The sequence below is a fragment of the Paraliobacillus zengyii genome (assembly GCF_003268595.1).
Taxonomy (GTDB): Bacteria; Bacillota; Bacilli; order Bacillales; family Amphibacillaceae; genus Paraliobacillus_A; species Paraliobacillus_A zengyii.
In genome coordinates, this window is sequence record NZ_CP029797.1 from 2,079,989 (window position 1) to 2,091,751 (window position 11,763).

At 34.7% G+C, this 11,763-nt stretch carries 14 protein-coding genes; all 14 read right to left on the reverse strand.

From position 1 onward, the window contains the following. Positions 1–2: 2 nt before the first annotated feature. Positions 3–794: a heptaprenyl diphosphate synthase component 1 gene (locus DM447_RS10540; RefSeq protein ID WP_232824055.1), complete on the reverse strand. Its 792-nt coding sequence runs from the start codon at positions 792–794 to the stop codon at positions 3–5. A gap of 97 nt (positions 795–891) precedes the next feature. Beyond that, the gene (gene mtrB, locus DM447_RS10545; RefSeq protein WP_112181184.1) at positions 892–1,116 is read right to left on the reverse strand and encodes a trp RNA-binding attenuation protein MtrB; all 225 of its coding nucleotides are present in this window, start codon (positions 1,114–1,116) and stop codon (positions 892–894) included. Between the two features lie 88 nt (positions 1,117–1,204). Continuing rightward, the gene (locus tag DM447_RS10550; RefSeq protein WP_112181185.1) at positions 1,205–1,477 is read right to left on the reverse strand and encodes an HU family DNA-binding protein; all 273 of its coding nucleotides are present in this window, start codon (positions 1,475–1,477) and stop codon (positions 1,205–1,207) included. A 318-nt stretch (positions 1,478–1,795) separates the two neighbouring features. Beyond that, the gene (gene spoIVA / locus DM447_RS10555) at positions 1,796–3,274 is read right to left on the reverse strand and encodes a stage IV sporulation protein A (protein WP_112181186.1); all 1,479 of its coding nucleotides are present in this window, start codon (positions 3,272–3,274) and stop codon (positions 1,796–1,798) included. A 360-nt stretch (positions 3,275–3,634) separates the two neighbouring features. Then, positions 3,635–3,895 (reverse strand): stage VI sporulation protein F, encoded by a 261-nt coding sequence (locus tag DM447_RS10560; RefSeq protein ID WP_112181187.1) that lies wholly within the window; start codon positions 3,893–3,895, stop codon positions 3,635–3,637. Positions 3,896–3,955: 60 nt separating this feature from the next. Beyond that, the gene (locus tag DM447_RS10565) at positions 3,956–4,996 is read right to left on the reverse strand and encodes an NAD(P)H-dependent glycerol-3-phosphate dehydrogenase (RefSeq protein WP_112181188.1); all 1,041 of its coding nucleotides are present in this window, start codon (positions 4,994–4,996) and stop codon (positions 3,956–3,958) included. An 18-nt stretch (positions 4,997–5,014) separates the two neighbouring features. After that, a complete protein-coding gene (gene der, locus DM447_RS10570; RefSeq protein WP_112181189.1) occupies positions 5,015–6,325 on the reverse strand; it encodes a ribosome biogenesis GTPase Der in 1,311 nt (436 codons plus the stop codon). A 216-nt stretch (positions 6,326–6,541) separates the two neighbouring features. Further along, positions 6,542–6,727 (reverse strand): capping complex subunit for YIEGIA, encoded by a 186-nt coding sequence (locus DM447_RS10575; protein ID WP_112181190.1) that lies wholly within the window; start codon positions 6,725–6,727, stop codon positions 6,542–6,544. Position 6,728: 1 nt separating this feature from the next. Further along, complete coding sequence (locus tag DM447_RS10580; protein WP_112181191.1) at positions 6,729–7,622, reverse strand: YIEGIA family protein; 894 nt, start codon at positions 7,620–7,622, stop codon at positions 6,729–6,731. Next, the gene (locus tag DM447_RS10585) at positions 7,615–8,220 is read right to left on the reverse strand and encodes a YphA family membrane protein (protein ID WP_112181192.1); all 606 of its coding nucleotides are present in this window, start codon (positions 8,218–8,220) and stop codon (positions 7,615–7,617) included. The genes DM447_RS10580 and DM447_RS10585 overlap by 8 nt, the downstream gene beginning before the upstream one ends. Positions 8,221–8,339: 119 nt before the next feature. After that, positions 8,340–9,479, reverse strand: coding sequence for a 30S ribosomal protein S1 (gene rpsA, locus DM447_RS10590; RefSeq protein WP_112181193.1), 1,140 nt, complete (start codon positions 9,477–9,479; stop codon positions 8,340–8,342). A 103-nt stretch (positions 9,480–9,582) separates the two neighbouring features. Further along, on the reverse strand, positions 9,583–10,164 hold the full coding sequence (locus DM447_RS10595; RefSeq protein ID WP_112181194.1) for a lysophospholipid acyltransferase family protein: 582 nt from the start codon (positions 10,162–10,164) through the stop codon (positions 9,583–9,585). Continuing rightward, positions 10,161–10,847, reverse strand: coding sequence for a (d)CMP kinase (gene cmk, locus DM447_RS10600; protein WP_112181195.1), 687 nt, complete (start codon positions 10,845–10,847; stop codon positions 10,161–10,163). Before cmk ends, DM447_RS10595 begins: the two co-directional genes overlap by 4 nt. Positions 10,848–11,098: 251 nt before the next feature. Continuing rightward, a complete protein-coding gene (locus DM447_RS10605) occupies positions 11,099–11,755 on the reverse strand; it encodes a flagellar brake protein (RefSeq protein WP_112181196.1) in 657 nt (218 codons plus the stop codon). Between the last annotated feature and the right edge of the window lie 8 nt (positions 11,756–11,763).

Genomic DNA, 11,763 nt, shown 5'->3' on the forward strand with positions numbered 1-11,763 from the left:
GATTACCCTTCTTCCATCGCGATTTTGTTAGGCGTGTAGTTCTCTGCATATAGATTATGAACATCATTTTTCAACATTTGATAGTGTGTAGGCAGAAAATCCACAAGCTCTTTTGAGACGAGTAAATGTTTATAGATAAATGATTCAATTGTTTGGTCTACTTGATTATATGTGAGATTAAAATCTTGGCCATGGATCAAAAATTCTACTAATGGTGCTCTTTGATCTGTTATAAAAAGGTGCTTCTCTTTAATTAATTTTCGTGTAAATAACCAATTTTTCGCAAACTCGTTAATCGCTGACCTGTTAAAATGTTCGGCTACGCGTATAACCAAAATTGATTCTAGACTTTTTATATTTTCCATGAGATCTGAGATTGAATCATGCACTTCATAATAGATCATCATCTTTAACTCATTAATTTCTTTAATCGCTGATGCTAGTGTGCGAATCATCGGTATGTCGTCAAGCTTTGCGAGCATATAGTAATATAGGCCACTATAATAATCTCCAGCCAATACCGTTAATTGCCTGTTTCTTTTATATGTATCAGATTCTTCTATATTATTTTCAGTTACCAAGTCATGTGTATCTAATGCAATTTGCACTAACATTGTAGTGATAACATAATTCTTTTTCTTTATATCAGTATAATTTGTATTTTGTATTAATGTATACAATATCATGAGTTTATCATTATCGATCTCGGGTTTTTGTAGATGCTTTTGCAAATAAGAATCTTGTAAGATATCCTCTAATTCCTCTTGTATATGTTTGATGGACAAACCCGACATACTTTTCACCCAAACCCTTCTTTAAAACCCCTTAATTTCTAAACATAATTATAACATAAGATATATAATTCCGCTTTTTTTATGTATGTAGTAACAATTAATTATCATTTCTAACTTCTCCAACATTTGATTGAATAATTGCTTTACCTTTAATTTTAATTGCTGAAGTGTGCTCTGTAAATTGAACAACTAAAATTTCATCCTCATCTAATTTTTCAGCATGATGAAACCGTGTATCAGTACCTCTAGTCAAACCGATTACTTGAACACCATTTTCTAGTGCTTTAACAATGAAATATTCACCTTTATTTACATCCTGCATAAAAAGCACCTCCTAAATATGTAAGAAGAAAATTGTAAAAGAAAAAGGGTGCAATATGCACCCTTCACTCATGCCCGTATGTAAAAAATTATTTTACAATATCTTTAAGGGCTTTACCTGCTTTAAAAGCTGGTACTTTACTTGCTGCAATTTCAATCTCAGCACCTGTTTGAGGGTTACGTCCTTTACGTGCAGCACGTTCGCGCACTTCAAAGTTACCGAAACCGATCAATTGTACTTTTTCACCATCTTTAAGTGAATCCATGATAGATTCAAAAACTGCATCTACAGCTTTTGTAGCATCTTTCTTGGATAGTTCACTTTTTTCAGCGACTGAATTGATAAGATCTGTTTTGTTCATGATATTCACCTCCTCCCAAAATCATTTACGTTGAAGCATCGAACTAAAATGGCAATATTCCATTTGTTCACTAATTTCATCCAACTTATACTTCCAATCATCAATAAAATGATGACAAAGCTTATAATAAACGACTTTCTGCTTAAATTCAACAAAAAACAGCAATAATTATAATATTTTGTTCTTTATACCTAGTAATAAGCCCACTTTTTACTAGGATACATTATAAAATATAATTAAAGAGAAATCTTAATAAATGCTTATGTGATAGGTTTTTCAGTCATTTAAAAACCAAAAAACGACTTGGAATTCAAGCCGTTAAAGGATAATTGCTATTAAGCCACCAGAACCTTCATTAATAATTCGTTCTAATGTCTCTTTTAATTTATATCTAGCGTTTTCTGGCATCAATGATAACTTCGCTTGGATACCTTCACGTACGATGGAACTTAATGATCGACCAAATATATCAGATTGCCAAATCGATAATGGATCATCTTCAAAGTCTTGCATTAAGTATCGCACTAACTCTTCACTTTGTTTCTCTGTACCGATAATTGGTGCGAACTCGGATTCTACCTCTACTTTAATCATGTGAATAGACGGCGCTACTGCCTTTAACCTGACTCCAAACCTTGCACCTTGACGAATGATCTCCGGCTCGTCTAACACCATATCAGCTATCGATGGTGCAGCTACACCATAGCCGGTTTGTTTAACCATTTGTAAAGCATCAGCAATTTGATCATATTCTCGTTTTGCTTTCGCAAAATCTTGCATTAATTCAAGTAAGTGATCTTTACCTCTGATTTCTTCTCCCACTATTTCTTTTAAAACTTGATCATATAAGTGGTCTGGAGCTTGCAAATCAATTTCAGCAATACCCTCACCCATTTGGATCCCAGCAATCTGTGCACGGTCAATGTAATCATAATCATCGAATTGACCAACAACGCGATCTACATCTCGCAAACGTTTAATATCTCTCACTGTTTCCTGAATTGCCAATTGATAGCTCTCTCGTAACCAATGATCATCATCTAAAACCATTACCCAACTAGGTAAGTTAACATTCACTTCTAAAACAGGAAATTCATACAATGCTTCTCTCAATACATTATATACATCATGTTCTTTCATACTTTCTACACTCATAGCTAATACAGGAATATCATATTCATCTGCAAGCTGTTGTCTGAGTAGCTCTGTATCTTGATGGTAAGGCTGAACAGAGTTTACCACCATGATAAAAGGTTTACCCACCTCTTTTAATTCATCAACCACACGTTGTTCTGCTTCGACGTAGTCAATACGAGGTATATCCCCTATCGATCCATCAGTTGTTACAACAACACCCATGGTAGAATGCTCTTGAATAACTTTCCTTGTTCCAATCTCTGCTGCTTCATGAAACGGAATTGGCTCTTCATACCACGGCGTATGAATCATCCTTGGACCATTTTCATCTTCGAAACCTTGTGCACCCTCAACTGCATAACCAACGCAGTCTACAAGCCTTACATTTACATCCAAACCATCATCAACATGGATGGACACCGCTTGATTTGGCACAAATTTCGGTTCAGTTGTCATAATCGTTTTACCCGCTGCACTTTGTGGTAGTTCATCTTGTGCACGTGCACGATCGCCTTCATCTGCAATATTAGGTAAGACAACCTGTTCCATGAATTTTTTAATGAATGTAGATTTCCCAGTACGTACTGCTCCTACAACACCTAAATAAATATCTCCATTCGTTCGTTTCGAGATATCTTTAAAAATATCAACTCTTTCCAAGTGATCCCCTCCCGATCTACTTCACCATAAACGATTACGAATCTTTGACATTTACAGTCTATGACATTGTCCTACTGTAATATGACTCGAATGAAAATAAAAATTCGAAAATGTCAAATCTTATGTAGATGAAGCCCAGTTGAACTAATTGTCCACTCCTAAGATTATTACTACAGAGAATCACTTTTTATGCTAAAAAGAATGTCATTTTTAAAAAAAGTATAAAAAAGACCGAGATAGAAGGGGCAATTTCTATCTCGGTATGACTAAATAATACCCAAAGCAACTCTAAAATGAATGCTTGTGCGTTTTATATTATGCTAATGATCCTATTTTGCATCCTCATATGCCCAGTTCTGTCTACTTTTTAAAAAGTTGACTCAATGAGTTTATATCAGTTGGAACATTATTCTTTGTAATAGATTCGACTAACTTATCTTCTTTCTCTTTTGAAATTGGCTTATTTGCCATCTTAGCTAACTGTCTAACTAGGTTTCGTACTGTTGTTTCATTTGAAAAATCAGCATTTTGAACAGAATTAGCTACCTTTATTATCTCATCTGATTTAATATTGGATTTTTTCTGGATCTGATCAAACATATTGTTTTTGTAATCGCTCACGAACTTCTCCTCCTTGACTAAATAGCTTCAACATACTATATGCAAGGAGGAATCATGATGTTAATCTATATAACGATTACTTAAAATAGCTGATAAATCTTCCATTTCATGGCGTCGCATTCGTGTCATTAATTCATCAACAACATTTTTCGGATCAGCATTTTCAAATAGAATGTGATATAAGCCCGTCGTAATAGGCATGTCGATCTTTTGGGAAATCGAAAGATGATATGCTGCCTCTGTTGTATAAACGCCTTCCACAACCATTCCCATTTCTTCTAACACATGATCAAGTACATTACCTTTAGCTAAAAGGTTACCCGCTTTCCAATTTCGACTATGAACGCTTGTACACGTAACAATCAAGTCACCAACACCGCTAAGTCCGATAAATGTTAACGGATCTGCCCCCATTGCTGTACCTAACCGTGCTATTTCAGCCAAACCTCTCGTCATTAAAGCTGCTTTTGCATTATCACCATATCCTAGACCGTCAGATATACCTGCTCCTAAAGCAATAATATTTTTTAAAGAGCCTCCTAATTCTACACCTATCATATCTGGACTAGTATACACACGGAAATCCTTATTAATAAACAGATCCTGTGCTTTTTGTGCTTCAGCAATACTTTTTGATGAAGCAGTTACTGTTGTAGGATGTTTTATAGCTACTTCCTCAGCGTGACTTGGTCCAGATAAAACAACTATTTCCTCAAAAAGATTCTTTGGAAGTTCTTCCTCCATCATTTCTGAAACACGTTTAAATGATTTAGGTTCAATTCCTTTTGTACCATGGATAATAGTCACTTTATGATCAATTGTTTTAGCCACTTGTCTACAAACCTCACGAATAGCTTTCGTAGGTAAGACAAATACAATTGTAGTAACTTCTTTTAATGCTGTGGCTAAATGATTCGTTATAACTAAATCATCCGGTATTTCGATATCTGGCAAGTAGTCGTCATTTTTATGTGTACTGTTCATTTTGTCCGCATGCGCTTGTTTATTTGTCCATAAGCGAACATCATGACCATTCTCTTTTAATACCAAAGCTAAAGCTGTTCCCCAACTTCCAGCACCTAACACTGCAATTCTATCCATCTATTTCTCCCTCCTAATTTAACTTCTGCGTCTTGCAAATATTTTGATAGGCGTGCCTTCAAATCCAAAAGCAGCACGTATACGATTCTCTAAGAATCTTTCGTATGAAAAGTGCAACAGTTCTGGATCATTAACAAACACAGCAAAACTAGGAGGTTTAACTGCTACTTGTGTTGCATATAATATCTTAAGTTTCTTGCCTTTAAATGTACTGGTTGGATTTGTTGCAATAGCATCCATAATAACGTCATTTAAAACGTTTGTTTCTACACGTTTTGAATGATTCTCACTAGCTATTAAGACTTGTGGAATTAACGTTTGCGTACGCTTTTTCGTTTTAGCTGATAAAAACACAATTGGTGCATAATCTAAAAACGGAAAGTGAACACGAATCTTTTCTTCGAATTCCTTCATCGCCTTATCATCAGACACCACTGTATCCCATTTGTTCACTACAATAACAACAGCTTTACCTGCCTGATGTGCATAACCTGCAATTTTTTTATCTTGTTCAATAATACCTGTTTCAGCATCAATTAATGTCAAAACAACGTCTGAACGCTCAATTGCTTTTAATGCACGTAAAATACTATATCTTTCTGTCGACTCATAGATTTTACCACGTTTACGCATACCAGCAGTATCAATTATCACAAAATCCTGGTCATCTTTTGTAAAAGGAGAATCAATCGCATCACGTGTCGTTCCTGGAATATTACTAACAATCACACGTTCCTGTTGTAATAAGGAGTTAACTAATGACGATTTCCCTACATTTGGTCTACCAATTAAACTAAAGTGAATAGTATCTTGATCAACATCATCCTGCTCTAAGGATGGGAAATACGATACCACTTTATCTAAAAGGTCCCCTAGTCCTAGCCCGTGCGTACCAGAAATAGAATATGGCTCACCAAAACCGAGTGAGTAGAATTCATAAATTTGTTCACGCATCTCTGGATTATCTACTTTATTTACAGCTAAGACAACTGGTTTGTTTGATTTAAATAAGATTTTAGCTACTTCTTCATCAGCAGCTGTAATTCCTTCTCGTCCATTTACCATGAAAATAATAACATCGGCTTCTCGAATGGCTACATCAGCTTGTTCTCGCATTTGAACAAGTAATGGTTCATCGCCTAATTCAATACCACCTGTATCAATAAGATTAAATGTAGTTGTCAACCATTCTGCCGGCGCATAAATACGATCTCTCGTAACACCAGGCGTATCTTCTACAATGGAGATCCTTTCCCCCACAAGTCGATTAAATATCGTTGATTTACCTACGTTTGGTCTTCCTACAATTGCTACTACTGATTTTCTCATGAAAGGTACATCCTTTCTTCATACATTCATATAATGTGTTTCACTTATAGTAGATAGAAATTACAATTTATCAGATAATAATCTATTTCTATAACCTTAACTTATACATTTTAACAAAAGCGGTAACTTTAAACAACAATTGATTTTATCAAAGCATATATCCAAAAAATAGTAATTTTCTAACCTCTAAATTCCGTTACACCTCATAAAAATTAGTTAATGTTTCACAATGATATATAATTCATCGCTAAGTGCATGACAGATACCATCAATAATTGCTTCTAGATTTGCAGCAACCTTTTCCAATTCATCTTTATTATTACACAAAAAAATAGGTGCACCACCAGATACTTTTTCTTCATTTGTTGTAATGATAGCTAAAATTGCTTTCTCTATATCCATCCTACTTCCCTCTATTCTTTTTATTAGCTTTAGACTCAGAAGGCATTCGTATTGCATTTTCTAATACTGGAACGGCTCCAATGACATTCACAGCTTTTTCAACGTCTTGATTCTGAGGTAAAATGAAAACACCAATTCTTCCGTCATCTAGATCTCGTTTAATTAATGGGACAAGGGCCGGTGTTCCAGAATCACGAAACACACCTAAAGAAACAGAAACATCATGTAAAATAGCCTGTCTCTGTCCTAAATTTGCTATAGTAGAGCGGACGTTAAAATTTTTGGGCGTGAGTACAAAACCCATTCCATACTGCAATATTTCTTTTTGTCTAGCCGGGAGGCCAATATTCATAATGTAGATATTATCAACATACAGTCCAGCACCGTCAAAATGAACTTCTTTCTTTTCAATGTTTACAATTTCTTTCATAGTCGAACCACTCATTAATTTTCGCACTACGATAAAACTAAAAACAGCAAAAATTGATGCTATCCACCAATTAAACACAATGTAGATTAATGTAGTTAAAAAAGATACGAAAATAACAAGATAATTTCTGCTCTCAAACGCTACAGCAATACCTTCAATGTATGTATTCCCTCTAGGAACTAACTCATAACTATCTAATTCTGCTAATGTATTACGTTCCATATTTCGAACTTCTCTAAATTGTGATGCAGCAATTGTAAGGAAGGTAACGGCAGTAAATTCCTTTTCCATAATAGCTGGTATTGCAACAGCACCTAGGGCGGCAGCAATAAAACCTAAGGCAAGATGAATTACTTTTCCATGCAAATATGTGGGATACTGTCGATAGTCTGTTCGAAGCATAATAGCACGAGAAATTGTCCCAAATGTTACGCCAAAAATAATTGGTAATGTGTATTCATTCATTTGTCCACCTCTTCTTTTGCAGTTCTACTTGTTGTAGTATATCCTCGAACTTTAATTTTATTTCCGTCCATAAATATAAAATAAACAAGGAAGCAGTTTGTAAACATATTAAGTCCAATATATTACTATCTCCAATTGTGAGATTCCAGCCAATTTCACCAACTATCATGATATAAACTACTTCACCAAAACTTACTGCAAGGCAACAGACTAAATAACGTTGTAAGTATTTACGATTACATAACATCGTAAGTGTAATTACAATAAAAGCATATAAATACATACGAGGTATAATCACCCATATAGGGCTGACAACTTCCCATAAACGTAAACCAGCGTAGCTGAAACCAATCAATATAATAACAAAAAGCATGTATACTTTACGGGTTTGTCTAGTAAGAAGAAAAAATGAACCTAAAACAACGATACAAAAAGACAGACCTATCTCGTAACCCAGAATAGTGAATTTCACTAAAGATAGGGATATGATAAGCAATATAAAGAAAGATAATGTTGTTCTAAATTTCCCCTTTTGCATTAAAAATGTTGTAATAATCCAAAATATCCAGCCAAGCCAATAAAATAAAACCCCATCCATCCTAATCACCACCAGTAACCATTATAGCTATTGATACGTACTTTTAAACACAAATTAGTTAAGGTAATGAAACGCAAAAAAATCCATGCTTATGAGTATAAGCACGGATTCCTCTTAATTTATTTATATTTATCTAATTTGTTACCAATCATATCACCAAGTTGAAAACCTGCGTGATCACTTTCCTTTACATAAGCTTTTAAATCTTGTTGATTCTGATCGGCTTCTATTTCTTTAATACTCAATGAAACACGCTTATCCTTTTCATTTACATCTAACACCTTCACTTTTATTGACTGCCCTTCAGACAATACTTCTTGAGGCGTACCAATATGTTCAGTAGATATTTGCGAAATGTGTACAAGTCCCTCAACTCCAGGCAAAACTTCCACAAAGGCTCCAAAGTTAACTAAACGTTTTACTGTCCCTTCCGCTATGCTACCAGATTGTAATTTTTCTTCAATATTTTCCCACGGTCCTGGTTTTGTTTCTTTTACGGAAAGTGAAATTCGTTCGTTTTCTTTATTAATTGCAAGGACTTTTACTTTAATTGCTTCACCTTCTGAAACGACATCCGATGCTTTTTCAACGTGATCATGTGATAGTTGAGAAATGTGTACAAGTCCATCAATTCCACCTAGATCAACAAACACACCGAAATTGGTAATTCGCGCAACTTTTCCTTCTAGTATTTGACCTTCGGTTATGGAAGCCAATACTTTTTGTTTTTTTTCACTCTGATCAGCTTCAACTACTGCACGATGAGATAGAATCAAGCGGTTTTGATCTCGATCGAATTCCACAACTTTCAAAGCTAGTACCTTATCTTGATAGTCAGAGAAATCCTCAACGTAATGATCCTCTATTAGAGAAGCAGGAATGAACCCCCTTAAACCAACATCGACAACTAATCCACCCTTTACCACGTCTTTAACTGTCGCTTCAAATATTTCACCATTATTAAATTTACCTTCTAAGTCATCCCATGCTTTGTCTGCATCAATAGCACGTTTAGAAAGAACAATTTCTTCATCATCTACTTTTTTAATTTTTAATGTTAGTTCGTCACCTTCACTAACAACATCACTTGCCTTTTCTACGTGAAGACTAGATAATTCACTAATAGGAACAATTCCTTCTACCTTGTAACCAATGTCAACTAATACTTGTTTTTCTTCTACTTTTACAACTTTACCTGTAATTGTTTCGCCTTCTGTTAATTCTTTGAAATTTGATACTTCATTATTCATTTCATCCATACAAGAGGCCTCCTTCAATTTACGACAAAACTCAAAACTGCAATGTCCTTTTTTCTAACTTCTAATATTTCAAGCTGTTTGTCAAGTGTTAGGCAGTGAAAACTTATAAATTAGCCTGTCTTATTTGCCTTATTTCTTCCATAATTACATCCGTCACTTCTCGTGCTGATGCCTTTCTTTCACGTAATTCTTCCATATTAATTGGTTTGCCATATACAACCTTAAGTCTTTTTCCTTTTTGGTATGGCCCAACAATAGCACATGGAACTACTCTGGCATCCGAGCGCAAAGCAAAAAAACCAATGCCTGAAAATCCTTCTCTAACTTCTCCATTTTTACTTCTCGTGCCTTCTGGAAATAATCCTAATGTATTTCCACCTTTAAGGATTTCTAGTCCAGATCTTAGTGCATTACGGTCCTTCATACCACGCTTAATTGGGAAAGCATGCACTTTTCTTAATAATGTACCAATAATTTTATTAGAAAATAATTCCTCTTTAGCCATAAAGTATATATTACGTGGACAAGTTATACCTACAACTAATGGATCCCAATTTGATATATGGTTAGAACAAATAATAACAGGACCTTGTTGTGGAACATTTTCTTTTCCAATAACGTGCATACGATATACTGGTTTAACATATAATCCGACAAGATTTTTAGCAAAATTATAGAAACTCATCTGCTTTGCTCCTTTACACGCTGAACAATGTCTAATATCTTACTACTAACTGCTTTAATTGATAAAGCTGTTGTATCAATCTCTACTGCATCATTTGCTTTTAGAAGAGGAGAAACTTCTCGTTCTGTGTCTAGCTTATCTCTTTTTGCGATTTCATACTTTAACTGCTCAAGTTCTGAAGCAATTCCTTTTCTATCATTTTCTTTTTGTCTTCGCTCTGCTCTTTCTTCTACTGATGCAATCAGGAAAATTTTCACCTCTGCATCTGGAATGACATGGGTACCAATATCTCTTCCGTCCATTACAACACCGCGTTTTGCAGCCATCTGTTGTTGTCGCTTAACCATTTCGTTACGAACGCTAGCATGTTTTGCAACAATAGAGACAAGGTTAGTAACCTCTTGCGTTCTTATTAATTCCGTCACATCTATTTGATCAAGATAAACTTTTTGACCGTTTTGACCTTGATCTAACTCCAACGAAGTCGTTACGATTAATTCATGTAATGCATCGCTATTCTCTAAGCTAACATTCTGCTGCAATGCTTTAAATGTTATCGCTCGGTACATCGCACCCGTATCTATGTATATATAATCCAATTCAGATGCTACAATCTTAGCAACTGTGCTCTTTCCAGCTGCAGCTGGACCATCAATAGCAATAGCTATTTTCTCTTCAACCATTTCTATTCTTCCTCTCTAAACAAAACCATTTCATAAATTAGTATATCTAAAAGAATAACATATTTTTTAAATCAACGTTATTCTTCCTTCAAAATATTATTTTTATCGTCAAAAGGTTGGGGATTCCAACCTTTCTTTTCCGCTATTAAGGTGAATATTTGATGATGGGTCGCTTAATCGTAGACCCTCTATGGAATTTCTGCCATAATGACAAGACTTAGCTTATCCTGCTAAATAACATCATGCTCAAATTAAAGATCTTTCCGTCTTTCTCTTAATTGTATTTCAAAACAATAACGGATAATTTTTTGTCTGTCTTTTTCATTTATATTGGTAAATTTCATAGATAGTAGTTGCCTATCTGATTCTTTTTTTTGATAAGTGCGTATTGCTTCAGCTTCGGCAGTTACATAAATAGTTTCACCTGATTGCATAGGTAAAACAAGCCACATATAAACTGTTTTCCCAGGTTCTACAGCATGATTTGAAGGAAGAATGATAGCTAAACCTCCACCACTTATATCATAGGTAATTGTCGTAAAGGGTTGGTCGATTTGATTAGCATGATGAATAGATACATCAAGGGTAGTCAATACACGGACATACTCTCTTCTTTGAATTCTCTTTAGATCATCTTTTGGAAAATGTAGTAGCAACATAGGGAGATTCGCTGTTTTTTTTCCTTTTATTTCTGTGTCAAATTGATAAATAGATTGATCATTACCAATAAAATTCGCTTGAAAAATAGTTCCCTTTGGAAAGATACTAGTTCTACCACTCTGTTCATTAATTGGATAATCTATATAAATTGTAGATCCTTTCATCTCTACAACCTTGCAACGATACCGATGCGTTTCTCCATCCTCATTTTCAGCTTCTAATGTAAGCGTTGTTCCAATTTTTATCAAAATGTTTC